Source organism: Arthrobacter sp. CAN_A1 (assembly GCF_015751665.1).
GTDB lineage: Bacteria > Actinomycetota > Actinomycetes > Actinomycetales > Micrococcaceae > Arthrobacter_D.
Genome location: NZ_JADOUR010000004.1, coordinates 30,908 through 57,176 on the forward strand (window position 1 = coordinate 30,908; position 26,269 = coordinate 57,176).

The following is a 26,269-nucleotide window of genomic DNA, read 5'->3' on the forward strand; positions in this document are numbered from 1 at the left end:
TTAGTTGGAAGTATCTGCGGCTTGGGGGCGGGCTGGTGCGCTGATCAGCGCCGTCGCACCGTCAATCCGTGAGACCGCGACGCGTTCGCCGGCAGGAATCAGTGAGCCGTCGAGGGTGCGGGCCGACCAGGTGTCGCCGCCGATTTTCACTGTTCCTGATTCACCGGTCACCACGTCCAGGGTGAGCGCCGATTCGCCGATCAACCGGTCGATATTGCTGAGCTGCTCGGGCGAGCCGTGTTTGAGGTGCTTCAACGCCACCGGGCGCACCACCAGCACCATGAGCAGCGATACGACGCAGAAAATGATCACCTGCAGGAAGAATGCCGCGCCGAGGAAGGTGCTGATCATGGCTGCCAAAGCGCCCATGGCCATCATGACGAAGAACAGGTCAAGGGTCAGCGTCTCCACAGCAGCCAGACCAAGGAACAGGATCAGCCAGAGAATCCAGCCGTTCTCCATAAGCCACTCAAACATGTCTTCCCCTTGGGCTAGGGCGCTGGTGAGCGCGCGGACTGCGTTCCTCCATCATGCCAAAGTGACTGGGCTAAACCTAGGGATCCGGGGCCCGGACGCCCGGTTGTTATACATCCGCAAGCCCCGACGGTCCAGCGGACCGTCGAAACACCTGGACGGTGAACCTGGCGCTGGCCGCCGTTCGCCCGGGAAACCCGGCCAGGCCCGCCGTCAGGTCCCGCGCCGACAGGTGGTGGCCGGCCGGGCCCATCAGGGCGACGTTGTAGATGTCGGTGGGGGATAGCTGCAGGGTGTAGTCAACGCTGACAGCGTCGACTTCGTCGAACAGGCCTGCCAACGTGGTGGCCACCCCCTCGGCCTTGTCGGGGCGCACAGCGAGCAGCCCGGCGTCGTCGGCGATTTCGGCGAGATGCCCCGGCAGCGGGGTGACGACCAGCAATACACCCCCCGGGGTCAGCACCCGATGGAACTCCGTCGGGTTGCGGGGGGCAAAAATGTTGATCATCACGTCCACCGCGGCGTCCCGTACCGGCAGGGTGCGCCAGACATCCCAGACCAGGCACACGCCGTCGCCCAGGGCGCCAGCGGCACGGCGCAGGGCGAACTTCGAAATGTCGAGGGCAACCAGCGCCGCGCCAGGGTGCCTGCGCTGCAGCTCGGCCAGGTAGTAGCCGGTGCCGGCGCCAGCGTCGAGGATCACCCGCGGGTGGGGGGCGTGCCGTTGCGCAAGGTCTGCGACGGCGGTTTGCAGGTGGCCGTAATGGTCGGCGCCAAGGAAATCGGCACGAGCCTGCACCATCTCCGCCGTATCCGGTTGAAAAGCCGTCCCCCGCCCGGTGAGGAGGTTGAAGTAACCCTGCTTTGCTGCATCGAAGCGGTGTCCGGCAGCGCAGCCGAGAGTTTGTCCGGCTGCCAGGAGTTCTAGCCCGGCCGCGCACACCGGGCAGCTCAACAGGTCGTCAGGGAGGCGGGGCATGGTTTCATCCTAGGGCCGGAATTGGGAACGCCCAGCGACTGATCTAGTCTCGGACGTGTGAAACCACATGAGCTGAATCACCTCCAGTCCGTAAGTTCACCGTCGCTCTCACCCGATGCGCAGCGCTGCGTCGTCTCAGTGACCCGACCCGATTTCGACGCCGACACGTACGTCGGCCAGCTGTGGGACCTCGAGGTCCCCGGCGGCACGGCCCGGCGGCTGACCAGGGGTTTCCGTGACACCGCGCCACAGTATTCGCCCGACGGCGCGGCCATTGCCTTCCTGCGGTCAGTGCCGGGTGGCAAGCCCCAGCTGATGATCGTTGACAGCCGTGGCGGGGAACCGCAGCAGCTGACCGACCAGAAGATGGGGGTCGGGGCGTTCACCTGGTCTCCCGATGCCTCACGGATCGCCTTCACCTCACGGGTTCCCGAGCACGGGCGCTACGGGACTGTCGACGGCGTCGGGCCGGGCCTTGAGGATCCGCGTCTGATCACCACGTTCAAGTACCGGATGAACGGTCTGGGCTATTCGCTGGACAAGCGATCCCAGATCTTTGTCCTGGACGTCCCCGGTCTCGATACCGCACCGTTTGTGGAGCCGGTGGGCCGGGCCAAGGAGGCAGCAGACAAGGCAGCAAAGACTGCGCCCTCGTCGTCCGGAGCCGCGGCCAAGGGACTTCCCGACGCTGTCCAGCTGACCACCGCGGACGCCGATCACAACGAGCCAGTGTTCACCCGGGACGGGCAGCGCATCCTGTTCACCGCGGCATTGCATCCCGACGCCGACACCACCCTGTACACCGACATCCATTCGATGGCCGCCGACGGGTCCGACGTCGTCCGGCTCACCAACCGCGGCTCCGGGGCCCGGGTGGGTTGCAACCGACCCGTCGAAAGCCTCGACGGCAACTGGCTATTCTTCCTCGGGAGCGACCTGTCCGAAGACGGGCTGGACTTCCTGGCCCGCAACACCGCGCTCTACGTGGCCCCTGCCAACGCCCCCGGTGAAGCGCGGGCCATCACCGACGCCGAAACGCTCGATCTGGGCGAGGTGGGCGACATTGTGCCCCGCGGCGCCGACTCGGTGCTGGTGTTCAACCGGACCCGGGGCAGGGGCACCCTGCTCGAGGTGGCGGCGGACGGCGTGATGACCACCCTCGTCGACGGTGAGGTAATCGTGACGGGTGCCGCTGTCGCCGGGGACGTCGTTGTGGCGGCGTACACCGATCCGACCACCATGGGGGAGCTGGCAGTGGTTTCGGGGGGATCCCTCGCCCCGCTGACCGATCTGTCACGCCCTCTGCGGGAACAGACCACTGTGGTGTCCCCGGTGGAGGAAACCTTCACCGCCAGCGACGGGCACGGCGTCCATGGCTGGGTCCTCGAACCCGAGGGGGAGGGCCCCCACCCGGTACTGCTCAACATCCATGGGGGGCCGTTCGCCCAGTATGGGTGGGGTTACTTCGACGAGGCCCAGGTGTATGTCGACGCTGGTTACGCCGTCGTCATGTGCAACCCCCGCGGCGCGGCCGGGTACGGGCAGGAACACGGCCGGGTAATCAAGGGTGCCATGGGTACCGTTGACCTCCTCGACGTCCTCGGCTTCCTTGAGGGCGCGCTGGACAAGTATCCGGCCCTGGACCGGGAACGGCTGGGAGTGATGGGCGGATCCTACGGCGGGTACCTGACCGCGTGGACCATCTCCCAGGATCACCGGTTCACCGCGGCAGTGGTGGAGCGCGGGTACCTTGACCCGCCGTCGTTCGTGGGTTCCTCGGACATTGGCTGGTTCTTCTCCGACGCGTATACGGGTTCCGATCCTGAACAGGTGAAGGCCCAGAATCCGTTCGCCCATGTGGATCAGGTCAAGACCCCCACCTTCGTGGTGCACTCGGAGGAGGACCTGCGCTGCCCGTTGGAGCAGGCGCAGCGTTATTACACGGCGCTGAAGCTGCGCGGTATTCCCACCGAACTGCTGGTGTTCCCGGGGGAGACCCACGAGTTGTCGCGCGCCGGATCCCCGTGGCACCGTCGGCAGCGGTTTGAGCACATCCTCCGGTGGTGGGCCACCTACCTGCCCACCGCCCAGAACCGGCCGTCGTAACCGGCTAGCCGGGGGTTGACGGCGGCAGCGCAGCGTGGCGGGGGAGCAGGATTTCGAAGCAGGCACCCCATCCTGGCCGGGGGGCCAGGGCCGCGCTGCCGCCGTGGGCTTCGGCGATCGCCGCGACAATAGACAGCCCCAGGCCGGCACCGCCCGTTTTCGCGGCCTCCGGGCCCGAGCCCCGATTAAACCGGGTGAAGATCCCCTCTGCATCCTGCGGCTGGATCCCTGGGCCGGAATCCAGCACCCACAGGCGGACCCGATCGGGCTCGACGTCGGCGCCAAGCCTGATGGTGGCGCCGTCGGTGGTGAATTTCACTGCGTTGTCCGCCAACTGGAGCAGCGCCTGCGTGACCCGGTGCCGGTCCGCGAGGATCATCGCCGGCTCGGGTGCGGTGACCTGCCAGTCCCGGTCGGCGAGGGCCGTCATCTTCCGGTACACGCTCAGCACCAGCTCCCGCACGTCGATCCGGTCCAGCTGCAGGAAGTCGGGCCGTTCAGCGCGTGCCAGGACAAACAGGTCGGAGACGATCTGGTTCATCCGGTCCACTTCGTCGGTCACCAGCGCGACCGTTGCCGCACGTTCCGCCGGGGTCTCGTCGAGGTCGAGGAGCTCCATATGTCCCCGGATCACGGTGAGCGGAGTCCTCAGCTCGTGGCTCGTGTCGTCGAGGAACTGCCGTTGCGTGGTGAACGACTGCTCCAGCCGGGCCAGCATGTCATTGAAGGCGTCAGCAATCTGGGACGCCTCATCGTTTCCGGTCGTCCCGATTCGCCGGGACAGGTCGGTGTCCGAGATGATCCGCGCCGTGTCCGCCAGGGACTTCAACGGCCGGAGAACCCTCCCGGCCAGCGCCAGGCTGAGCAGGGACGCCAGAATGGTGGTCCCCAGCTGGACGATCAGCTGGGTCTGCACCGCCCGGTCAATCTCGCTCTGTTCGTTGGCGGGGAAGTTCGCCACCACGAACAGGCCGTCCGCGGGGTCACCCGCCACAGGTACCGCGACGTAGCTGGTGTTGCCCGCCGGCGTTTCGATGGTTCCCTTCTCCATCTCCTCCAGCCCCAGCCAATAATCCACTGTGGTCCGGTATTCGTCCGGATCGGGCACCCGCTGGGCCCGCCGGGATTCGTACAGCTCACCGTCGATGAAGGCCAGCAGGGTTTCACCCTCATCGGCGATCTCGCGGGAAAAGTACACGTCGAAGATCGCCGCAAGGTCCTCGCCAAACGGATCGCCGGTCCGCGGGTCCACTCCGCCGGCCAGGAGCCTGAATTCTTCGGCCTCACGGTCCAGGCTAGTGCTGATTTCCTCGTTAAGCCGTTCGAAAAGGACCAGGCGCAGCAGCAGGACCGATCCCACGGAGGACAGCACCAGCAGGACCACGACGACGGCGACGATACGAACGCGGATGCTCGACGTCCAGCGCCACGGAGTAGTCCCTCTCATACCGCAACAGTAAGCCAGGTAGCCTGCCACCGCTGGACAAGCCGGGGCCGGGGGGTGCACCATTCCCCTGTGAACAGCTCCCCATCGGCGCAGCACCCCGTGACGGAAGTGTGCTTCGCAGTGGGAGGCTCCTCACTGGGACCTTCAGCACCCGGTTCACCGAACTGGTCGGCATCCACTGGACCTTCCTTCCCCACACCGACCCGGATGCCTCCCTCGCCTTCTACCGCATCAACGAACTGACCTGATTCTCCTGCTGCGGCATTGCCATCCGGCCCGCGGCTGCAGCAGAATCGGCTGTACTGTGATGCTGGTGAGCATGGGGCTAACAACGCCGTTCGGACCGCCGCTGCGGCCGCCGGCAGTATGGAGACACAATGAGCACGTCGACGACGACCACGGCGCATGAGTCAGGGCTGCATACCGCCGACCAACACGATCTGATCCGGGTTGAGGGTGCGCGGGAGAACAACCTCAAGGACATCACCGTTGAGATTCCGAAACGCCGCCTGACGGTGTTCACCGGGGTGTCCGGCTCGGGGAAAAGTTCTCTGGTCTTCGCCACCATCGCCGCAGAGTCCCAGCGGATGATCAACGAGACCTACAGCGCGTTTGTGCAGGGGTTCATGCCCAACCTGGCCCGGCCTGACGTCGACCATCTCGAAGGTCTGACGACGGCGATCATCGTCGACCAGGAGCGGATGGGAGCGAACCCGAGGTCAACGGTGGGTACCGCCACCGACGCCAACGCGATGCTGAGGATTCTGTTCAGCCGGCTTGGGTCCCCTTATGTGGGACCGCCGACCGCGTTCTCCTTCAACGTGCCCACCCGTAAGGCGAGCGGCGTGATGAGCACCGACAAGGGCGGCCGGGTCGAGAAGAGTGTGGTGAAGGACGCGGTCTATCTGGGTGGCATGTGCCCGCGGTGCGAGGGCATGGGATCGGTCTCCGACTTTGATCTCACAGCGCTGTTCGACGACACCAAGTCGCTGGGGGAGGGCGCCCTCACCGTTCCCGGCTACAGCATGGACGGCTGGTACGGCAGGATCTTCAGCGGCGCCGGTTTCGATCTTGACAAACCGCTCGCGAAATTCAGCAAAAAGGAACTCGACAACCTGCTCTACCAGGAGCCCACCAAGATCAAGGTGGAGGGTATCAACCTCACCTTCGAGGGGGTCATCCCGAAAATCCAGAAGTCGATGCTGTCCAAAGATGTCGAAGCAATGCAACCCCATATCAGGGCCTTCGTGGACCGGGCCATCACCTTTCAGGCCTGTCCCGAGTGCGAGGGGACCCGGCTCAGCCCGGAGGCCAGGTCGTCAAAGATCCAGGGCCGAAACATCGCCGATCTGTGCACTATGCAGATCGATGAACTGGCCACATGGGTTCGTGGCCTTGACGAACCGTCGGTGGCGCCGCTCCTGAAGGGGTTGCAGCACCTGCTGGACTCATTTGCCGAGATCGGACTGGGCTACCTCTCGCTCGACCGGCCGGCCGGCACCCTGTCCGGGGGAGAGGCACAGCGGACCAAAATGATCAGGCACCTCGGATCGTCGCTCACCGATGTCACCTACGTCTTCGACGAGCCGACCATCGGGCTGCACCCGCACGACATCGAGCGGATGAACGGGCTGCTGATCCAACTGCGGGACAAGGGGAACACTGTGCTCGTCGTTGAGCACAAACCGGAGACCATCGCGATTGCTGACCATGTGATCGATCTGGGTCCGGGCGCCGGCACCCAGGGTGGCAGCGTCTGCTTTGAGGGGGGTGTTGACGGGCTGCGGTCCAGCGATACGATTACCGGCCGCCACCTCGACGACCGGGCCGCGGTCAAGGAGACGGTGCGGGCGCCGTCGGGCTCGTTGAAGGTACGGAATGCCTCGATGCACAACCTCAAGGACGTGGACCTGGATATTCCGCTCGGTGTCCTGTGTGTCATCACCGGGGTGGCCGGGTCGGGGAAGAGTTCGCTGATTCACGGGTCGGTGGCCGGCGGTGAGGGAGTGGTGGTGATTGACCAGGCCGCGATCAAGGGGTCCCGGCGGAGCAATCCTGCCACCTATACCGGCTTGCTGGAGCCGATCCGGAAGGCTTTCGCCAAGGCAAATGGGGTGAAACCGGCGCTGTTCAGCTCCAACTCCGAGGGGGCGTGCCCCACCTGTAACGGTGCGGGAATCATCTTCACCGAGTTGGGTGTCATGGCCACCGTCGAATCCACCTGTGAGGACTGCGAGGGCAGGAGGTTCCAGGCGTCGGTCCTCGAGTACACCCTGGGCGGTCGCAACATTTCCGAGGTCCTGTCCATGTCGATGGCTGAGGCGGAGTCCTTCTTCGGTGCGGGTGACGCCCGCACACCGGCAGCGCACAAGATCCTGGACCGGCTGGTCGACGTCGGCCTCGGCTATCTGACGCTCGGCCAACCGCTCACCACGTTGTCCGGTGGTGAACGGCAGCGGGTCAAACTTGCCACCCAGATGGCTGACAAGGGCGACGTTTACGTACTCGACGAGCCGACCACCGGCCTGCACCTGGCCGACGTCCAGAACCTGCTGGGCCTGCTGGACCGGCTGGTCGACTCCGGTAAATCGGTGCTCGTGATAGAACACCACCAGGCGGTGATGGCCCACGCCGACTGGCTGATCGATCTTGGCCCGGGCGCAGGTAACGATGGGGGACTGGTGGTGTTCGAGGGAACGCCTGCCGATCTCGTCGCCGCCAAGTCAACGCTCACCGGTGAGCATCTGGCGACCTACGTTGGCGCCTGAAACGGCGGGCTCCTTGTGTCCGGCCGGACACCTGATCACAATCCGGACTGCACCTCGTCCGGGGGCGGCTGTAGCATGCCGGGTATGACAGAGGCCGGGACGGATTGGCGGGTCATCGACGGAGTTGCGACTGCATGGTTTGATGCAGCGTCACTCGGTGAGGGTGCAGCGCCGCGCGCAGCCTCGGTGGAACGGCTGACCCGGAGTTGCCACGGTTCGCTCAGCTTTTCCTCGACGCCGCCGACATTTCTGCGGTCCGGGCGTTCTGGCTTGCGGCTCTCGGATACACGGCCGACCCCCGAGCCGGAGTCAGCGATATCAGTGATCCACGGCGGCTCAATCCGGTGTTTGTGTTCCAGGAGTTGGACCCTTCGGACACGGCGCGTCGATCGCAGCGAAACCGTATCCAGGTGGAACTCGCCGTGCCGTTCGACCTCGTGCAGACGCGGCTCGCAACGATCATCGCCGCCGGTGGGAAGCTTCTTGGCGAGTCAGCAACTCGCTGGCGGGTCGCCGACCCCGAGGGCAACGAACTCATGATTGTCGGTGGGACCTGAGCTCGCGGTTCCTGTCGGCGCATCGGTAGCTTTTGGCTCCTCCTGCGGATCGTTCTGAAACGCCGATAATCTACATTATGTCAAGTGGTGCTCTGCGTAGTGCATCAGATGAAACAGGATGGGCCTCCATATCCCCGGTCCTCCAGCCATACCCGCCCAAGCAAGGACCAGATGTTGCATGGTTGGAGGAACCAGCAGCTTTCCCGTCTCCAGCGTGGCCTGCTGCACTAGTGCGATCTTCTGCTTATCGGGGGGCCGCGTACCCGTGCCGTGAAGTGAGCTCGGCTTCGAGCCGGTTGATCGCTCCGGCAATATTCGTCCGCCTCGAGGATGCCCGGTGGATGCTCTCCAGGTCGATGCGGCGACCTCGTACACAGGCTCCCCTCCCCTGGTGGAACGGGCGACCGTGCTGACCCCGAGGGACGCGCACACCTTCCCGATAACTCTCGCGATGTCCGTCTTGGACGCAGCGACGCCCATCTTGTAGAGGGTCCGCCCATCGACGGACGACCGTCTCCCGTCGCTGCCCATCACCTTGTGCATGATTTCGACGTCGTCGTGCAGCTACGCCTAATCTTCGCCGGCTCCGAGCTCCATCGAAGAACCCGTTGATGGCCGGAACCTTTCGAGACCAGCTTCGGTCGGTGACTGGCGTCAGGCTAGTCCTGAGTCCACCTTTAGGTCCGCCGTCCGGCGGGGGCAGGAGTCGGCGGGTACGCGCAGAGTGCCGGCCATCCCCCACCAGAGCCGGTTCACCTCGACGTACCGATCCGTGGAGTCGAGCGGTTTTTCCCACGGCTTGTCGATGATGTAGTGGATGTTTTTCACCGACGCAGAATCCCAGACCGACGGGTGCTGGTGCTGCAGGGTCTTCAGCGCGTTATACACGTAGGGCAGCGGACGCCAGCGGTCGCGGAAAAACTCGTTGAGGAAGTCCTGTTCGGCGAATGGGAAGCGGGACAGATCGTCCACGGCCGCCAGCCGCCCCACCATGTCGGCGAAGACGGCCTCGTCGGGCGACAACAGGAGGAAGCCGCCGTTCAGGTAGTTGTCGGTCGCACCCGGTTCGGTGACGTGGTCCCTGCCCCGGCAGTGCGTGTAAAAGCAGGTCTCGGGTGTCCAGCTCGGCGGATAGCTCGCGATTCGGTTGGGGTTGCAACGGCAGGCGTGGCAGGCGGCGATGGCCCCGTCGGCCAGCTCCAGCGAGAACAGCTCATCCATGTTCTGGGTCACCAGCATGTCGGCATCCAAGAAGACGACACGCTCAAACTCGGTAAGCCCCCAGACGGCCAGCTTGGTCCAGACCTCCGCGAACCGGGAGTTGGCGTAGCTGTCCACCGCTCCCCCGGCGGGACGCAAAGGTGCCACGTCGCGCAGGAGGCACCCGTCGTCCTGCAGGAGGCGTCGGGTCTGCTCGTCGATCCCCTCGGTCACCATGACGACGAGGGGGACGGTGCTGCCGGAGCGCTCGAGCGAGGCCCGGAGCGTCCGGACCCCGATCAGGTAGTTGGGTTGCGTCAGCAAGGTCACCCATGCGTTCATCGGTGGTGCTCCTGTTCTAGTGGCGGGTCGAGTCAGTCGAGCAGGGCAGCGGTGAACGTGTTGGCGAAGCGGTGCTGCGGGTCGAGCGTCTCGCGCACGCGGCGGAAGGCCTCCCACTGCGGGTAGAGTGCCGGCCAGTCGTAAAGGGACTCGTCGAAGTACTTGCCCCAGTGGGGCCGGCCACCCTCCTCGGACAGGGCCCGTTCCACGTTCCGGAGGAAGCTGTCGCCCTCCTCGGACAGCGAACCATCAGCCGCGTAGTAGACCACGAAGCCGAAGTAGCAGGTGTCCTGGCCGTTGGACGGGCTCAGCCATCCGTCGGACGCGCCGGTACAACGCAGGATCACCGGGTAGTGCATCTTCGGGCGCGTCTCCGCGTGCCAGTCCTTGATCTTCCTGACCACCGCTCCGGCCTGCGCGAGCGGGATGCCGATCTCGACGTTGATCTGTGGGGTCGCAATCCCTCGACAGAACACCTGGTAGATGTCGCCCGTGACGTCGGTGAAGTCCCGGAAGCGTGACACCGTGCGGAGCGACTTGCCGTTGTCGGCAACACCCTTGCTGTCATCGCGCAGCTGCTGCAGCGTAGAGTCCACGGTACTGTTCATGGACGCATTGGTTTTCGCATATTCCATGAGCTGACTGCCGCCGGCTCGGTACCGGGAAATCTCGTCGTCGGTCGCCTCGTTGGCGGTCCACACCTGGACCTGGTTCTCCTGCGGGAACCACCAGGCCTTGGCCAGGATGTTCTCCCGGTTCCAGGTCTCCAAATCCGTCTCGAGCGTGCCTGCGTCGACGGCCTTCTTGACACAGGTGTAAATCATGGTTTCCCGTGCACGCAGGGTCACGGCGGTGATCACGCCCAGTGAACCGAGGCTGAGCTGGACGGCGGGGAAGTCCGGGTGGTCCTGCGCGTACTCCGCGACCGTGCCGTCCGCCAGCACCATCCGGATCGCCAGCGCGGCACCGGCTATCGAGCTCTGCTGCAGGCCCTGACCGTGGGTTCCAGTGGACAGGGCACCGGCCAGAGTCTGCTCGCTGATCACTCCAGGTGAGGCGTCCAGCATTTGCCCGCGCGCGGAGAGGAACGCGTACACCTCGGCCAGTGGGGTGGAACCGCCGAAGGTCGCGGTGTCATCGGTGCTGGAGATCAAGCCGCTCAGCCTGCTCAGGTCCAGGAGCACGCCCGCCCCGTCCGCCACCTGGATCATCCGGCCGGGCGACATCCGGCTCCCGATCATCCGGACCGGGCCGTCGCTCGTGGACAGGAAGTCGCACAACTCCTCCTCTGTGGCTGGAGCAACGACCGACCCGGGTGGCCCCAGCCGGGAGTTCCTGGCCCAGTTGCGGAGCCGGGTGTCCTCACCGGTGAACTCCGGCTCCTGGTGTGGGTAGGCGAGCTGTGTGATAGCCATGACGCGTCTCCTGTAGAAGTTCGGTTCTGCCTTCGAAGCTGCACTGACATGCGGGGCGAATCCACCAGCACGAGGGTCTCCCACTGACGTGAACGAACTTCTCAGTTCTGTAGAAGACATGACATGACAATAGCCTAGCCTCGTTAAGGGGAATGGATACACTGACAAAATGACTGTCGTATGCGTACCCGACTCGAATGCCCGTAATCTCCTCGGAACCCTTCCCGAAGACGTCGAGGTGATCGTCTGGGATGGCGGGGGCGACAAGCCCGAGCGCCTGGCGGATACCGTCTTCTGGGTGCCGCAGGTCGAGGACTCCACAAACCTCGCCGACAAGTTCTCCGCCATGCCGAAGCTCGAAGTCACCCAGCTGACGAGTGCAGGCGTGGAGGACATCCTCGAGCACGTCCCGGACGGTGTGACACTGTGCAGCGCGCGTGGCGTACACGGCCCGGCTGTCGCTGAGCTGGTCCTGGCCGTCGTCCTGGCCACGTTACGTCGGCTGCCTCACTTCGGCGAAGCGCAACGACAGGGCAGGTGGGATCCGATGGAGGCCGACGACCTGCGCGACAAGCGCGTCCTGATTATCGGCGCCGGTGACCTCGGAAAACAGACCGCCCGCCGGCTGCGGAGCTTCGACGCCGCTCCCGTGCTCGTGGCGCACACGGCACGGGACGGCATCCACGCCACCTCGGAGCTGCCGAGCCTGTTGCCCGAGGCTGACGTGGTGGTGCTGACCGTTCCACTGACCTCGGACACGACCGGGCTCGTGGACGCCGAGTTCCTCTCCCGGATGCCCGACGGCGCCCTGCTGGTCAATGTCGCGCGCGGTAAGGTCGTCGACACCTCGGCACTGCTCGCAGAACTGACGGCCGGCCGGCTGCACGCCGCCCTGGACGTGATGGAGCCGGAGCCGCTACCCGCTGACCACCCGCTGTGGAAGGCGCCGAACCTGATCATCACCCCGCACGCAGCCGGCTCCATTGTGCAGTCCGGTCCGCGAGCCTTCGCGCTGGTCAACGCACAGGTCCGCCGCTATGTGGCCGGCGAGGACCTCGTCAACGTCGTGACGGGTGCCGGCTGAGCCCTCAGGCGTACGCCGTGAAGTGCGGGCCGAGACTGTCGAGCCAGGCGACCGGATGCACCGCCACGGCGTCACTGCCAGGCCGGGCCCACACAGCGGCGACCGCCTCCTCCAGCGCCGCACCGGTTCGGGCGAACTGGTAGCGGTCCAGCACCCAGCGGCGATTCGCCGCGCGGACCGGCGCCAGGGCGTCGAGGTCTTGGATCAGGTCCGCCACCTGGTCGCGGATCAGCAGCGGTCGCTGGTCCGGGACCCGCCAGGCACCAGGTGCCTCGAACAGCTCGTGACCACCGCCGCCGTCGTAGCCGACCACGAGACAGCCCGAGGCCAGCGCCTCGGCGACCGGCAGACCGAAGCTCTCGGTGTGCCCGAGTGCGACGAAGACCGCTGAGCTCCCCAGGGTGGCGGCCACCTCCGCCCGTGGGGCCTGGACCATTTCCACCAGATCCACCCCCGAGAGCCGTGGCTCATCAGTCAGCAGCCGTATCAGCAGTGAGGCCTCCCGCGGCCGCTTCTTGGGGAACCAGCTCACCCGGAGCTGCCCGGTCGCACCGGGAACGAACAGCTCGCCGTCTACCGGGTTGGGAACCACGCTCAACGGCAGGCCGGGCAGCGCAGCGGCCAGCACGTCGCGGCTCTCCGCGGACACCACCCAGATCGCGGGCGCCGGCGTCCACCCAGGAAAATCCTCGCCGGGGGCACCGGCGGCGAAGGTGTAGAAGTGGTTCTGATTGAAGATGACCTTGCGGGCTCCGGGTGCCGGATCGCTGCCCTGGACGGTCGGTGTCTCCGGCAGCACCAGGAGGTCGTTGGCGCCGATCGGAGTGGTGGCCCCGAACACCTTCGGCACGTCGTCGGCGATCCAGTCGGTACGGTCGTCCGGGTCGGGCAGCCACAACCAGGCCTCGTGGCCGCGCTCACGCAGCAGCCGCACGTGCTGGGTCATTACGTGCACGCCGCCGCTGTGGTGTCGAGTGGCGAAACCCGCGTAGATAATCCGCCTCGGAGATGGTCGGGGACGGCTCACCATACCGGAGGGTTGAGGTACCAGGACGCACCGCTTCCGACGTTGTCGGCGGGGAACGAGTCCGGTCCGAGGCCGACGTCCGCCCGCCACCCGTTGCCCCACTTGGCGTCCAGGCCGTGGAGGATTTCCGCCCGGTTGCCCTCGGAGGTCTGACCGGTCCGGTTCATCGTCTGCCGCCGCAGGTGCGAGACGTAGGCGCCCTCCGTGATCACGCATCGCAAGCCGGCAGCCCGCACACGGATCGCCAGGTCGATGTCCGCGCCGTAGCCGTGCCGTGGGAAGGCGACCTCATCCAGACCCCCCAGCTCGACGACGGGAGGCACTGCGAACGCTATCGCGGTGCCGTCACAGAAGTGGACGTCGCGAATTACCTCACGCGGGACGTACTCCGCAGCGGTAGGCGGAATTGCATGGGCCCGCTGGTGAAGCCAAAAGTCGTCGTAGCAGGCCGCCGCAAGCGCGATGTCGTTCGCGGTTGAGAAGGGCGCGAGCAATCCGTCGAGGAATCCGGGCGACAGCCGGATGTCGTTGTTGAGCACTACGCAGACCGCATGTCCATCGCGCAATGCCGTCTGCAGAGCCCAGTTCGCGGCGCCGATCCACCGCAGGTTGCGCCCTGGGCGGTGGACCGAGATGCGCCCCTCAGGGAGAACGTAGTCGCCGGCGTTGTCGACCACCACGATGCGCAGGGCAGGGTCAAGATCGCTTCCGTCGCGGCACAGGTCATGCACGACCGCGTCGGTTAGCTCCGGCGAACCGAATGCGGGGATGACTACCAGTGCGGACGCGGTGGTAGTGGAATCGGTCACGGCTCGGCGCGGGCCGCGCGGCCCCAGCGGTTGCCGGTCAAGGTGGTCACGAACATTGGTTCCCGTCCGGTCGAGTGGCATTGCACCACGGCACCGAACAATACCGGATTTTTGCTATATCTTTTGCTATCAGACCGCACAGGCCGACGGGACCGGCCCCATATGCATCACCGATGCGTCCGCGCCCCGGTTCGACAAGGGCATGATTGGATCCATCGGGAAACTAGGTGCCGAACCCAAACTCGCAGCCCGCACCCCGCGCCCCGCGCGCGTAAAGCGAAGGACCTAGGAGCAGAAATAATCATGAACGACCGTGACCGCCTCTCCGGAAAACTGAATTTCAGTCTCCGGGAAGTTCAGTCAACAGGACTACGTCCCATGCCTCATTGTTCTCGATCGCAGTCCGGCGTTCGGCTTTGTCTTCTTCGCTCATCTTCCTGGCGCGGGGCGCTCCGGGCTTGGTGAACCCTGCGGCCTTTCAGTCGGTGTAATTGTAGGTCGTGGCGACTCCTGAGTAGGTTCACCGGACATAGGAAGGCCCGCCGAAAACAGGACCGTTCAGGGATTGAGAACGCTCCGCAGGCTCGGCAGATGACGGCCGTGCCAGCCAAAAGACCCAGCCTTTTCGCGTTCCGCGCTACGGCATACTTCATGACCTTGAGGTGGCTCCGCCGCCGAGCGCGTGTCTTCCGCTGCTACCTCCGATGGGATGACAGCACCGGCTTCGCCGCCGCTGAGGACGCTGCGCAGGAAGTTTGCTGTAGGCGGTCCGGGTAGGGCCGGGCGACCCGCCGCACGACCCGAAGAGCTGGCTGGTCATGCTGAGTCGGCCCGGGCGGCGACGAACCTCACCGAACGCACGCACCTGACGCGCCGAGGCGCCCGGCTGAACGCCGGCGGCGCGGCCAAGGCTCAGTCGAGCCAGTCCGGACGGCCAGCGAGGCCGACCCGGTAGCGCGCCGCGTCCTCGGAGGGGCTATGCGGTCCGAGAGCCAGCTGGAAGGTCCGCAACTGCCAGCGGGTGCGCTGCAAACGGAAGCGGGCCGTGGGCGAGCGGTCACCGCGGCCGGGCACCCCGGCGAGGGGGGCCACGGACGGGGAGACCACCAGCGCCCCGGCGCTGGCGAGGCCGTTGTAGAAGATTCGCTCGGCCCAATTCAGCCCGCCCGGGGCGGAGAGGAAAGTAAGGAGTTCGGCGGGTACGGGTTCGAGGTCGGGCTCCACCGCGCGCAGGGCCTCGGCGAGTTCCCGGCGGTTGACCGGGAGGTCCTCGGCCCCAAGGGCCCGGGCGCTGCGGGACCAGTCGGCGACGTAGGTGTCGGCCCAGTTACGACCGAACTGTGGGGCCAGGTCCTGACCGATGGCCTCCTGGGCCCCGAGGAAGGCGTCGGTGAAGGCCAAGTGAACCCAGCGGAGCAAGGCAGGGTCGGAGGCGGCGTAGGCGCGGCCGTCGTCGGTGCGGCCGCGGACCCGTTCGTGCATGCCGCGGATCCGCGCCGATTCCCGCCCGGCGAGCTCCGCGGAGCCGAAGGTGCTCACGGTGAGCCACCGCGCGGTCCCGGCAAGGCGGGCCCAGGGGTCGCTGCGGTAGGAGGAGTGCCGCGCCACCCCGGCCATCGCCAACGGGTGCGCGCCCTGCCCGAGGAGCGCCGCGACCCCTCCGACGAGGGTGGAGAGGTCGCCATGGACCCGCCACACGACGCCATCGGGCTCGAACCAGCCCGGTCCCTCTCCGACCAGGGCGATCTCGCGCACCCAGTCCGGCGCCCCGGTGGGGTCCCCGGAGACCCGGGCGCGGAAGGCGCGGCGGACGCGGTGGGCCAGGTCGGCGGGGTGCGGTATCGGGCTATCAGGCATCATGCTCCAAAGATAGGTCAGGTACGACGGACACCCTGGACAGGACTCCACTACAAAGCGTAGAACATGGCCCTGACACGGCGATTGACGCGGGGACTCAGAGACTGGACTGATACCCGCGAATCGACCAGCAAGTGACCAGATGCCCGAGCGTGCCCTCCAAAGTCAGAAGAGCGTTGGTGCTTCGGTGTCGATGCCGGTGAACGGGGGCCGGACGATCGGCTCGTTCCATCCGTGCCCGAGGAGGGCTGCGCGCAGTGTGAGCGACTGGGCGCGGAACTGGGGTCGGCCGACGCCGCGCCACCGGAAGGTCGAGGCGTTGGCAAGCTGGCCCTTTTGGGACCGGTCAAGCACATTCAACGCCTGGGTACCGGGCAACAGGTGGGTGTCTGTTCCGGTGCTGGCATGGACGTGAAGCAGCACGACAAACCGATGATCCGCACTAGTAACCCGTATCGGCGATCCCAGGACCGATGCGTTGTACCGCTACCCGGTGACGTGGACCGATCCACCGTGCCGATTCCTTGTACCGATACCCAGTGACGTGGACCGATTCCTAGTACCCAATCCTCGTGAGATTCGCTGACCATCACCGACAGCTGACGCAAACGGTTGCCACGAACTGGCCATCAGCATAAGGTCCCGTCATGGACATCATTCTGGTACCCGGGTTCTGGTTGGACGCATCGTCGTGGGACGAGGTCACTCCCCCGCTCACCGCAGCCGGACATCGCGTCCACCCGCTCACGCTTCCGGGGCTGGAGGCGAAGGAAGCCCCTCGGGCCGGAATCGGTCTGCGCCAGCACATTGACGCGGTGGTGGCAGCGATCGACGCCACCGCCGGACCGGTCATCCTGGTAGGACACTCGGCTGGCGGGGCGATGATCTACGGGGCAATCGACCAGCGGCCAGACGTCGTCCTCCGGGGTATCTACGTGGACAGCGGTCCCCTCGGCGAGGGCGGTGTCATTAACGACGAGTTGCCTTCCGATGGCGATGAGGTGCCGCTCCCCCACTGGGACGTCTTTGAAGACGAAGATCTCGTCGACCTCACCCCCGACCTGCGGGAAGCCTTTATCCGGCGTGCCATCCCGCAGCCCAAAGGGGTGGCTACCGATCAGCAACGGCTTCACAATGAGCGCCGCTTCGCGGTGCCTGCCACGGTGATCTGCTGCGAGTTCAGCTCCGATCAGCTCAGGCACTGGATTGCGGCCGGCGACCCCAACGTCGCCGAGCTCACCCACATCAACGATGTTGAGTACGTTGATCTGCCCACCGGACATTGGCCACAGTTCACCCGTCCTGCCGATCTGGGTGCAGCGATCCTGGCGGCCGTCGACCGCCAGCAGTAACTAGATCGCCCTCTGCCGACGCCTACCCCCAACCGGTGTCGCCACCTGCCGAAGTCCAGCCTTGCCGACTCGCTTCTGTCGACGTTGGTTCCCCGGCGGTGGTGCACCCAAATAGTGCCGACGCGTCGCCCCTGCGGGTAGAAGAGTGACCCGGAGCTCCGAAGGGGTTGAATCGGGGTTCTGGAGGGGGTGAATCAGTGCTCACGTAGCCGAAGAGGTGCCGGATCGGGTCAGGAGCCGCTGATATTGACCAGCCAGCCCACTCCATAACGGTCGGTGCACATGCCGAAGCTGTCGCCCCATGGCGCCCGCTCCATCGGGACCGTGACGGACCCGCTGCCCGACAGTTTGTCCCAGTAGCCGCGGAGCTCCCCCTCGTCCTCCCCGCTCAGCGACACCGAAAAGTTGTCACCCTCGGTGTATTTCATGCCGGTGGGGACGTCGGCACCCATTAGCACCAGGCCGGCTTCGGTTTCCAGCTGCCCATGCATGATCTTCTCGGCATCGGAAGGATCCTGGGTGGCCTGATAGTCGTCGAAGGTGCTCATGGTCAGCTCACCGGCGAAGACCGACTGATAGAAGGTCATCGCCTCCCGCGCGTTGCCTTTGAAATTGAGGTAGGGGTTCAGTCGGGTGGTCATCACAATCTCCTTCGGTTCTGACGGAAACTATCGCTGACAGGCCCCCGGGGAGTCTGCCCGTCCGGTGAAACTGACCCGCATCGGGGTCAACCGGTGGTGGCGAACCTTTTAGCTGAACGCACCTTGTGCTTCTCGGCTTCAACCTCACGATCCTTGGGAGGCGCCGTGGTGACCAGATCGTCAAGAAGGTGAGCTGTCACGTGGGCGATGCGCTCAACTGCCGCGTCAAACACCTCCTGGTTTGCCTTCGACGGACGGGTTGACCCACTGACCTTTCACACAAACTGCAGGGCCGCTGCGTGAATCTCGTCGTCAGTGGCCGACGGTTCAAAATTGGACAGAGTACGGATGTTTCTGCACATATTCCATAGCGTAGGCCTAGTTCACCGTCGGGGGAATAGCCTCCCCAATTCAGTTGCGGCACCATTCCATGCCTAGAGTTGAGGCACTCCCGACTGAAGGATCATGATGCATTTCGAACGACACGGCAGCGGCAAACCCCTTCTTCTGGTGCACGGCCTCGGATCGAGCCTTCGCACCTGGGACCCCATCATGCCGGCGCTCACCGCTGAGCGTGACGTCATCGCCGTCGACCTACCCGGTTTCGGTAAAACCCGCCCCCTGATCGGGACCGTGACGGTCGGAACCCTGGCAGACGCCGTCGAGCGCTTCATCCACACCGAGGGACTGAACGGGATAGATCTGGCGGGAAGCTCAATGGGCGCACGGATCGTCCTCGAACTCGCACGGCGTGGTCATAGCGGCGCCACCGTTTCACTCGATCCGGGAGGCTTCTGGAACGACGGCCAGCGACGGGTCTTCGGCGCCAGCATCACCGCTTCCGTCGCGCTGGTGCGTGCCATCCGCCCGGCGTTACCGTTCCTGACCCGCTCGGCGGTCGGCCGGACCGCGCTCCTTGCCCAGTTCTCGGCGAAGCCCTGGCAGCTCGATCCGAGCCTGGTGCTGACCGAGCTGGAGGGGTTCTCGAACTCCCCCAGCCTTGACGAGGCCCGCCGTTCGCTGATCGAAGGCCCGGTCCAGCAGGGCGCCCCGGAGGGATCCCTTGCGGGCACCGTGGTGATTGGATGGGGCCGCAAGGACCGAGTCACCGTCCCCAGCCAGGCTGCTACCGCGCAGAAACGCTTTCCTGACGCGAAGCTGCACTGGTTCGACGAGTGTGGCCACTTCCCACACTGGGACCAGCCCGAACAGACCGCTCGCCTGATCCTGGCGAGCACGTCCTGAACCCGCGGCTGGTTGCCGCCTGGCTGGCAATCGATCTGGCACTGATAGTTGCGTTCGCTGCGACAGGGCGTTCCACCCACGAATCTGGGCTGGCGATTGCCGGCATCCTGAGCACCGCCGGACCGTTCCTGGCTTCCTGCCTGCTGACCTGGGGTGTGACCCGGGCGTGGCGTTCACCCGCCGCTCTCTGGCCCACTGGCATCCTGGTCTGGCTCGGGACGGCCCTCGGCGGTCTTGCCCTTCGCGCTCTTCTCGGCGGTGGAATGGCGGTCAGTTTCCAGCTCGTCGCGATCGGCGTGCTCGGCCTGCTGTTGCTCCTCCCCCGTGCTGCCGCCGCGGTGTTCATGCGACGCCCCGCCGCTTCGGGATAGATTTGCAGGTGAGCCTACCCATCAGTCAGTTTCGCCACCGTCGCCAAGGAGCTACACCATGATTACCGCCTTTGTTCTGATCCAGACCGATGCTTCACGGATTCCCGAATGCGCGCAGGAGATCTCCGACATCGAGGGCATCAGCGAGGTGTACTCGGTAACCGGCGAGTGGGACCTCATTGCCATTGCCAGAGTCAGCCGCCACGAGGACCTCGCCGACGTGATTGCCGACCGGCTCTCCAAAATTGATGGCGTCGAGTCCACCACCACCCAGATCGCGTTCCGCTCCTATTCCAAGCATGATCTGGATACCGCCTTTTCGTTGGGCTTCGAAGGCTAGGATGCGGGTCGAAATCGCGGTTCAGGACGCCGCCGGTGCCGCGATTGCGTACAACGCCGGTGCCGTACGCGCTGAGCTATGCGTGGGCCTTCCGCTGGGCGGGCTCACTCCCTCGATAGGCCTGATCCGGCAGCTACGGTCAACGGTTCCGGCGCTGCCCCTCCAGGTGCTGGTCCGTCCCCGGCCCGGTGGTTTCAGGTATTCACCGTGGGAGCTCGACCTGATGGCCGACGACATTTCGGCAGCCGCCGCTGAAGGTGTGGCGGGCATCGTTGTCGGGGTCCTGACCGAAGCTGGAATGGTCGACGCGGACGCGATACGCGCCCTGCGCCAGGTGGCTCCAGAGCTTGAATACACCTTTCATCGGGCCATCGACCACACCCCCGCTCCCCTCGGCTCCCTGGACCTCATCGCCGACGCCGGATTCGTCAGGATCCTCACCTCGGGTGGCGCGCCCACCGCGGGTCAGGGCATCGCCACGCTGCGTGCCATGGCGGCGGCCGGTAACGGACTGACCATTCTGGCCGGTGGCGGGGTAGTTCCCGACGACCTGCCGCAACTCGCTGCCGCCGGCATCACCGAGGTCCACCTCTCGGCCAAGGCAACCCATCACCCCTCCGGTGCAGGTGTCCCCCTTGGCGTGGCAGATACCGAGGGCAACAGCTACCAGGTCACCGATCCCCAACTGGTCACCGCAGTGATTCAGCAGGCAAACCTGCTGGGCTAGGCTGAACCGCCCGTCACCCGTACCCATTTCTGGAGCGCCGCCTGCGCCGCGCCCGAATCGATAGACTGCTCGGCCCGCAGCATCCCCGCCCGGATCCTGTCCACCAGTGGTCCGTCGTGGCTGGCATCGTCCGCCACCAGCCCGGCCGCTGCATTGAGCACGACGGCGTCCCGGACCGGCCCGCGCTCGCCTGCCAGCAGGGCGCGCACCACCCGGGCGTTGCTGGCACCGTCCGACCCGCGGAGGGCATCAACCGGCGCCACCGGCAAGCCGAAGTCGTCCGGGTGGACCGTGTGTTCGGTGACAGCACCGTCCCGAACCTCCCAGATGGTCGATGAGCCGCTGGTGGTGAGCTTGTCACGTCCATCGCTGCCACGGAAGACGAGGGCGCGGATGCCCCGTGCCGCCAAAACCCCTGCCATCAGCGGTGCCATCCGCTCGCTCGCACACCCCATGGCCTGCGCATCGACCCCTGCCGGGTTGCTCAGGGGCCCCAGAAAGTTGAATGCAGTGGGAACCCCAAGCTCGCGCCGCGGGACCGCCACATGGCGCATGGAGGGGTGGAAGACCTGCGCGAAACAAAAAGTGATCCGCGCCTCTTCGGCCGAACGGGCGACGTCGTCAATCGACAGGTCCAACCGGACCCCCAACGCCTCAATCACATCGGCGGCCCCCGCCGATGAGGAAGCGCTGCGGTTACCGTGCTTGACCACCTTGGCACCGGCGCCCACCGCCACCAGGGACGACATGGTGGAGATGTTCAACGTGTTCAGGCCGTCCCCTCCGGTTCCCACAATGTCCAGGGTTGGCCCGGGGACCACGATGCGGTGTGCGCGGGCCAGCATCGCCTCCACCAGGCCGACCAGTTCGCCGACCGTTTCGCCTTTGCTCCGCAGCCCCACCAGGAAGCCCGCAATCTGTGCGTGGGAGGCCTCGCCCTCCATGATCTGGTCCATCGCCCAACGGGTCTGATCGGAGGACAGATCGTCCCCCTGAATCAGGGCGGAGATCAGTGCGGGCCAGGTCGGTGATCCGCTGGCGGGGCTGGAAATCGTCGTCACACCTCAAGGTTATCTACGAATTGTAGAAAGTCATCTGCTGGCATCTTCCGCGCCGTTACTGGGATGGCGCGTCCCCCATAGCCCTGGGGACGCGCCGGGGTGCCCCCAGCATTGGTGAACTGGTCCTTTTTAGAGACATAATGGCTCTGTGACATCTGCGACTCAAGCCCCCAGTACCACGGCGCATCCGACGCTGAACCGCCCCAACATGGTCTCCGTAGGAACCGTTGTCTGGCTGTCCAGTGAATTGATGTTCTTCGCCGGACTATTCGCCATGTACTTCACCCTGCGCTCCACCTCGAGTGAGATGTGGGCGATGGAGACCGAAAAGCTGAACGTACCGTTCGCCCTGATCAACACGATCATCCTCGTGCTGAGCTCGGTGACCTGCCAGTTCGGTGTCTTCGCCGCCGAGCGGTTGCAGCCACGCCGGACCGGCAGCGTCTTCTCCCCCCTCAAATGGGGCATGATCGAATGGTTCCTCTTGACCTTCCTCATGGGCTCCATCTTTGTGGCAGTCCAGGGCTACGAGTACGCCGTACTGGTCTCCGAGGGTGTATCCCTGTCGTCCAACGCCTACGGATCCTCGTTCTACATCACCACAGGCTTCCACGGCCTCCACGTCCTCGGCGGGCTGATCGCCTTCCTGTTCATCATCGGACGCGGTTTTGCGGCCAAGCGATTCGGTCACTTTGAGGCCACCTCGGCCATCGTGGTGTCGTACTACTGGCACTTCGTCGACGTCGTCTGGATCGCGTTGTTCATCATCATCTACTTCCTGAAGTAACCCTTAGTTGAAGCCTCTTCTACTAGGTGTAGAATTCCATCAAGCGGTACCGGCAGTGATTGCACGACAGAAGGCAGGAACCAGCAAGTGAAGGCACTTTCGCAAAGGCGACGTCATCCCCTGGCAGCAGTAGCTTTGTTGCTCATCGGATTACTCTTCACGGGCGGCGTGTACGCCCTGGCGAGCAGCACCAACGAAGCCAAGGCCCAGAGCTTTTCCGCCGACGAGGTGGCTGAGGGCGAGAAACTGTTCGTCGCCAACTGCGCCACCTGTCACGGCGTGGGAGCCGTGGGCTCCGACAACGGACCGTCGCTGGTTGGCGTAGGCGCGGCGTCCGTCGACTTCCAGGTGGGCACCGGCCGCATGCCGATGCAGATGCAGGGCCCGCAGGCCCAGGTCAAGCCACCCCAGTTCAACGACGAACAGACCATGCAGATGGCCGCCTATGTTGCCTCACTCGGCGCCGGCCCCGCCATCCCTGGCGAGGAAGCCCTGGATACGAGCGACGCGGATCCCGCCAACGGTGGCGTGGTCTTCCGGGTGAACTGTGCCATGTGCCACAACGCGGCTGCAGCAGGGGGCGCGCTCACCCGTGGCAAGTACGCCCCGGCCCTGTCCGGGTCGACGGCGAAGCACACCTATGAGGCCATGGTCACTGGTCCGCAGAACATGCCGGTCTTCAATGATGCGAACATCACTCCCGAAGACAAGCGCGATGTCATTGCTTTCCTTGAGACCATCGACGAGCAGGGTTCACCAGGCGGAGCCGACCTGGGCGCACTCGGCCCGGTCTCCGAAGGCTTGTTCATCTGGGTAGCCGGACTTGGCGTGATCATCGCCTTCACCGTCTGGCTCACGGCCCGGTCGTCCTAGACGCCATGATGCACCGCACGCTACCGGTGGGTAGCAACACCACACCTAACACCAGACCACAAGTGAAGTTTTATCAGAAGGATGCGAGGGATCATGGCCGATCATAGTCACGGCAGTCCAGAGAGTACTGGCGTCGTAGCTAGGCCCGGTCAGGGCGATGTGCAGAAGTTCCAGAACCCTGGACTGCCACCGCACCGTCCCCGCCTTGCTGACAGGGACCCACGCGCCGAGAAGCGCGCCGAGCGACAGGTAGCGATTCTCTTCCTCGTGTCGATTATCGGAACCGTCTTGTTCTTCGTCGGTTACTTCTTTATCCCCCTCGACGAGACCATCGCTACCCTCCGCCTGCAGAACCTCACCCTAGGCCTCGGCACCGCTTTTGCCATGTTGGGGATCGGCGTCGGGATTGTGCACTGGGCCAAAACCCTGATGCCCGACCATGAGGTCTCAGAAGACCGCCACGAGATCCGCACCGAAGCGGACCGCGCTGACGCCGAAAAAATCATCAACGACATTGTTGAAGAGACCGGCATCAAGCGCCGTCCCCTCATCCGGAACACCCTGCTGGGTGCCATGCTTCTTGCTCCCCTGCCAGCGGTCTTCATTTTCCGAGACCTGGGCCCACTGCCCGGTGACTCGCTACGCCACACGTTCTGGGAATCCGGGATGCGGCTGGCCCGCGATCCAAGCGGTACCCCGATCAAAGCTTCGGATGTGACTATAGGGTCAGCCTTCCACGTCATCCCCGAGGGACTCTCGGACTCCGAGCACTACCTCGAGGAGAAGGCCAAGGCAGTAGTTCTGCTGATGCGGTTGAGCCCTGAGTCGCTCAACCCCTCACCGGAACGTGAGGATTGGGGCTACGAAGGAATTGTTGCCTACTCCAAGATTTGTACGCACGTGGGTTGCCCTGTTGCACTTTACGAACAGCAGACCCACCACCTGCTTTGCCCGTGCCACCAGTCGACGTTCGACCTCACGCAGGAATGCAAGGTCATCTTCGGTCCTGCCGCACGACCGCTACCGCAGCTGCCCATCGCCGTTGATGACGAGGGCTACCTCATCGCTACCAGCGATTTTCAAGAGCCTGTAGGACCAAGTTTCTGGGAGCGTGGCTGACATGAGCAGCACGACAACGCAAAACACCTACCAACCGAAAACCAGCGTTGGAAAGATCACCAACTACGTCGACTCACGGGTCGGCGGATCTGGGATCGTCAAGGAGTTCGGCCGGAAGATCTTCCCGGATCATTGGACGTTCATGTTCGGTGAGGTGGCGCTGTATTCCTTCGTCATCCTGCTTCTTTCCGGTACTTTCCTGACCTTCTTCTTCGATCCCTCGATGGCGGAGACCCACTATGAGGGCAGCTACATCCCTTTGCGCGGGGTGGAAATGTCCGAGGCTTATGCCACCTCACTGAACATCTCGTTTGATATCCGTGGCGGGCTGTTTATGCGCCAGGTCCACCACTGGTCGGCACTGCTCTTCGTTGCCGCCGTCTCGGTTCACATGCTCCGCGTCTTCTTCACCGGCGCCTTCCGGCGCCCCCGCGAGCTCAACTGGGTGGTGGGTTGCGTCCTGCTGATCCTGGCCATGGCTGCCGGCTTCACCGGATACTCCCTTCCCGATGATCTGCTTTCCGGCAACGGTCTGCGTATCATCGACGGCGTCATCAAATCCATTCCGGTGGTCGGTACCTACATCAGCTTCTTCCTGTTCGGCGGAGAGTTCCCCGGCACGGTCATCATTCCTCGGCTGTATGTCCTGCACATCCTGCTGATCCCAGCAATCATCCTGCTGATGATCGTGATTCACCTCTTCATGGTGGTGACCCACAAGCACACCCAGTTCCCCGGTCCGGGCCGCACAAACGACAACGTGGTGGGTTTCCCGGTTGGCCCCGTGTACGCTGCCAAGGCTGGTGGATTCTTCTTCATCGTGTTCGGAATCGTCGCTGCAATAGCTGCAGCCTTCACGATCAACCCGATCTGGAACTACGGACCGTACGATCCCTCCCCTGTGTCCGCAGGAACCCAACCCGACTGGTACATCGGTTGGGTCGACGGTGCTCTGCGCCTGATGCCAGGTGTTGTGGGCGGCTTCCCGTTGGAATGGGAGCTCGCAATGCCTTGGGGCGTCAACACGCTCTCGCTAAACGTGCTCGTTCCAGCTCTGGTCCCTGCTGGAATTGTCTTCACCCTGATGTTCGCCTGGCCGTGGATCGAGTCCTGGCTGACGAAGGACAAGCGGGAACACCACCTGTTGGACCGTCCCCGCAACGCACCATTCCGCACGGCGGTCGGTGTGGCTGGAGTCGCCTTCTACTGCATCATGTGGGCAGCGGCCAGCTCCGACCTTATCGCCACCCACTTCTTCGTTTCGCTCAACGACGTCACTTACTGGTTGCGGGTGCTGTTCTTCGTGGGCCCGGTCATCGGCTTCATGGTTGCCCAGCGCATTGCGCTGGCCCTGCAGCGCAAGGACCGGGAGATCGCCCTCCACGGTCGGGAGACCGGCCGGATTGTACGGCTCCCCCACGGCGAGTTCATCGAGGTGCACGAACCGCTCGATGAGTACAAGCGCTACAACCTGGTCAACTACGAGTCCCACGACGTTCTGCCCGCGCAGGCCGACATCAACGGACACGTCACCAGGACAGAGAAGGCACGTGGCCGCCTGTCACGCTTCTTCTTCGAAGACCGCGTCGCCCCGGTCACCCCGGCCGAGTTGGCAGCAGCTCACTCGCACGGACACCACGACGCGATCGCCGAACAGCACGATAAAGCGGCAGTCTCGAAGTAGGATC

Annotated in this window: 25 protein-coding genes and 1 pseudogene; 14 read left to right on the forward strand and 12 right to left on the reverse strand. The window is 64.8% G+C overall.

Annotated features, from left to right (window positions below; translation table 11 throughout):
- Both IWX62_RS06000 and IWX62_RS06005 read right to left on the reverse strand, forming a co-directional pair.
- On the reverse strand, positions 1–477 hold the full coding sequence (locus tag IWX62_RS06000; RefSeq protein WP_196840477.1) for an NfeD family protein: 477 nt from the start codon (positions 475–477) through the stop codon (positions 1–3).
- Positions 478–583: 106 nt separating this feature from the next.
- The gene (locus tag IWX62_RS06005; RefSeq protein WP_196840478.1) at positions 584–1,453 is read right to left on the reverse strand and encodes a putative RNA methyltransferase; all 870 of its coding nucleotides are present in this window, start codon (positions 1,451–1,453) and stop codon (positions 584–586) included.
- A 57-nt stretch (positions 1,454–1,510) separates the two neighbouring features.
- Between IWX62_RS06005 and IWX62_RS06010 the strand changes: the two genes are divergently transcribed.
- Complete coding sequence (locus tag IWX62_RS06010; RefSeq protein ID WP_196840479.1) at positions 1,511–3,559, forward strand: S9 family peptidase; 2,049 nt, start codon at positions 1,511–1,513, stop codon at positions 3,557–3,559.
- 4 nt (positions 3,560–3,563) lie between these two features.
- On the opposite strand, the gene IWX62_RS06015 is transcribed toward IWX62_RS06010, so the two are convergent.
- On the reverse strand, positions 3,564–5,006 hold the full coding sequence (locus IWX62_RS06015) for a sensor histidine kinase (protein WP_196840480.1): 1,443 nt from the start codon (positions 5,004–5,006) through the stop codon (positions 3,564–3,566).
- Between the two features lie 110 nt (positions 5,007–5,116).
- Between IWX62_RS06015 and IWX62_RS06020 the strand changes: the two genes are divergently transcribed.
- From IWX62_RS06020 to IWX62_RS06030, 3 genes are all read left to right on the forward strand, one after another.
- Entirely contained in the window at positions 5,117–5,254 is a 138-nt protein-coding gene (locus tag IWX62_RS06020; RefSeq protein WP_196840481.1) for a hypothetical protein, read from the forward strand.
- 129 nt (positions 5,255–5,383) lie between these two features.
- Positions 5,384–7,774 carry an ATP-binding cassette domain-containing protein gene (locus IWX62_RS06025; RefSeq protein WP_196840482.1) on the forward strand — a complete coding sequence of 797 codons (2,391 nt, stop codon included), beginning with the start codon at positions 5,384–5,386 and terminating at the stop codon, positions 7,772–7,774.
- Positions 7,775–7,980: 206 nt separating this feature from the next.
- A complete protein-coding gene (locus IWX62_RS06030) occupies positions 7,981–8,331 on the forward strand; it encodes a VOC family protein (RefSeq protein ID WP_196840483.1) in 351 nt (116 codons plus the stop codon).
- A gap of 654 nt (positions 8,332–8,985) precedes the next feature.
- On the opposite strand, the gene IWX62_RS06035 is transcribed toward IWX62_RS06030, so the two are convergent.
- Both IWX62_RS06035 and IWX62_RS06040 read right to left on the reverse strand, forming a co-directional pair.
- A complete protein-coding gene (locus tag IWX62_RS06035) occupies positions 8,986–9,873 on the reverse strand; it encodes a glycosyltransferase family 8 protein (protein WP_196840484.1) in 888 nt (295 codons plus the stop codon).
- A gap of 32 nt (positions 9,874–9,905) precedes the next feature.
- Positions 9,906–11,288, reverse strand: coding sequence for a D-arabinono-1,4-lactone oxidase (locus tag IWX62_RS06040; protein WP_196840485.1), 1,383 nt, complete (start codon positions 11,286–11,288; stop codon positions 9,906–9,908).
- 169 nt (positions 11,289–11,457) lie between these two features.
- Here IWX62_RS06040 and IWX62_RS06045 point away from each other — a divergent pair, with 169 nt between their 5' ends.
- Positions 11,458–12,372, forward strand: coding sequence for a 2-hydroxyacid dehydrogenase (locus IWX62_RS06045; protein ID WP_196840486.1), 915 nt, complete (start codon positions 11,458–11,460; stop codon positions 12,370–12,372).
- 4 nt (positions 12,373–12,376) lie between these two features.
- Here IWX62_RS06045 and IWX62_RS06050 read toward each other — a convergent pair whose 3' ends face one another.
- The 4 genes from IWX62_RS06050 to IWX62_RS06065 all read right to left on the reverse strand — a co-directional run bounded on the left by IWX62_RS06050 (position 12,377) and on the right by IWX62_RS06065 (position 16,488).
- Positions 12,377–13,318, reverse strand: a complete 942-nt coding sequence (locus tag IWX62_RS06050; RefSeq protein WP_196840487.1) for a glycosyltransferase — start codon at positions 13,316–13,318, stop codon at positions 12,377–12,379.
- Between the two features lie 77 nt (positions 13,319–13,395).
- Entirely contained in the window at positions 13,396–14,289 is an 894-nt protein-coding gene (locus tag IWX62_RS06055) for a glycosyltransferase (RefSeq protein ID WP_196840488.1), read from the reverse strand.
- Between the two features lie 831 nt (positions 14,290–15,120).
- A complete protein-coding gene (locus IWX62_RS06060) occupies positions 15,121–16,068 on the reverse strand; it encodes an oxygenase MpaB family protein (RefSeq protein ID WP_333483237.1) in 948 nt (315 codons plus the stop codon).
- A gap of 162 nt (positions 16,069–16,230) precedes the next feature.
- Entirely contained in the window at positions 16,231–16,488 is a 258-nt protein-coding gene (locus IWX62_RS06065; protein WP_196840489.1) for a hypothetical protein, read from the reverse strand.
- A 224-nt stretch (positions 16,489–16,712) separates the two neighbouring features.
- Here IWX62_RS06065 and IWX62_RS06070 point away from each other — a divergent pair, with 224 nt between their 5' ends.
- Positions 16,713–17,417 (forward strand): alpha/beta fold hydrolase, encoded by a 705-nt coding sequence (locus tag IWX62_RS06070; RefSeq protein WP_196840490.1) that lies wholly within the window; start codon positions 16,713–16,715, stop codon positions 17,415–17,417.
- Between the two features lie 230 nt (positions 17,418–17,647).
- Here the strand turns inward: IWX62_RS06070 and IWX62_RS06075 are convergent, their stop codons facing one another.
- Together IWX62_RS06075 and IWX62_RS06080 are read right to left on the reverse strand one after the other, a co-directional pair.
- On the reverse strand, positions 17,648–18,058 hold the full coding sequence (locus IWX62_RS06075; protein WP_196840491.1) for a VOC family protein: 411 nt from the start codon (positions 18,056–18,058) through the stop codon (positions 17,648–17,650).
- An 86-nt stretch (positions 18,059–18,144) separates the two neighbouring features.
- Positions 18,145–18,420 (reverse strand): annotated as a pseudogene (locus tag IWX62_RS06080) (DUF2277 domain-containing protein).
- A 103-nt stretch (positions 18,421–18,523) separates the two neighbouring features.
- Between IWX62_RS06080 and IWX62_RS06085 the strand changes: the two are divergent.
- Genes IWX62_RS06085 through IWX62_RS06100 form a run of 4 tightly spaced genes read left to right on the forward strand, consistent with a single transcriptional unit; the run spans position 18,524 to position 20,741 of the window.
- Positions 18,524–19,303: an alpha/beta fold hydrolase gene (locus IWX62_RS06085; RefSeq protein ID WP_333483238.1), complete on the forward strand. Its 780-nt coding sequence runs from the start codon at positions 18,524–18,526 to the stop codon at positions 19,301–19,303.
- Complete coding sequence (locus tag IWX62_RS06090) at positions 19,234–19,674, forward strand: DUF3054 domain-containing protein (RefSeq protein ID WP_196840492.1); 441 nt, start codon at positions 19,234–19,236, stop codon at positions 19,672–19,674. Before IWX62_RS06085 ends, IWX62_RS06090 begins: the two co-directional genes overlap by 70 nt.
- Positions 19,675–19,732: 58 nt before the next feature.
- Positions 19,733–20,014 carry an Lrp/AsnC family transcriptional regulator gene (locus IWX62_RS06095; RefSeq protein ID WP_196840493.1) on the forward strand — a complete coding sequence of 94 codons (282 nt, stop codon included), beginning with the start codon at positions 19,733–19,735 and terminating at the stop codon, positions 20,012–20,014.
- Between the two features lies 1 nt (position 20,015).
- Positions 20,016–20,741, forward strand: a complete 726-nt coding sequence (locus IWX62_RS06100) for a copper homeostasis protein CutC (RefSeq protein WP_196840494.1) — start codon at positions 20,016–20,018, stop codon at positions 20,739–20,741.
- Here the strand turns inward: IWX62_RS06100 and trpD are convergent.
- The gene (gene trpD, locus IWX62_RS06105) at positions 20,738–21,802 is read right to left on the reverse strand and encodes an anthranilate phosphoribosyltransferase (protein ID WP_196840495.1); all 1,065 of its coding nucleotides are present in this window, start codon (positions 21,800–21,802) and stop codon (positions 20,738–20,740) included. The genes IWX62_RS06100 and trpD overlap by 4 nt on opposite strands.
- Before the next feature lie 148 nt (positions 21,803–21,950).
- On the opposite strand from trpD, the gene ctaE reads away from it, so the two are divergent.
- The 4 genes from ctaE to qcrB all read left to right on the forward strand — a co-directional run bounded on the left by ctaE (position 21,951) and on the right by qcrB (position 26,265).
- Positions 21,951–22,589, forward strand: a complete 639-nt coding sequence (gene ctaE, locus IWX62_RS06110; RefSeq protein ID WP_196840496.1) for an aa3-type cytochrome oxidase subunit III — start codon at positions 21,951–21,953, stop codon at positions 22,587–22,589.
- 87 nt (positions 22,590–22,676) lie between these two features.
- Positions 22,677–23,462, forward strand: coding sequence for a cytochrome bc1 complex diheme cytochrome c subunit (gene qcrC / locus IWX62_RS06115; protein ID WP_196840497.1), 786 nt, complete (start codon positions 22,677–22,679; stop codon positions 23,460–23,462).
- Between the two features lie 93 nt (positions 23,463–23,555).
- Entirely contained in the window at positions 23,556–24,581 is a 1,026-nt protein-coding gene (gene qcrA, locus IWX62_RS06120) for a cytochrome bc1 complex Rieske iron-sulfur subunit (RefSeq protein ID WP_196840498.1), read from the forward strand.
- Position 24,582: 1 nt separating this feature from the next.
- The gene (qcrB, locus tag IWX62_RS06125; protein WP_196840499.1) at positions 24,583–26,265 is read left to right on the forward strand and encodes a cytochrome bc1 complex cytochrome b subunit; all 1,683 of its coding nucleotides are present in this window, start codon (positions 24,583–24,585) and stop codon (positions 26,263–26,265) included.
- Positions 26,266–26,269: the final 4 nt, after the last annotated feature.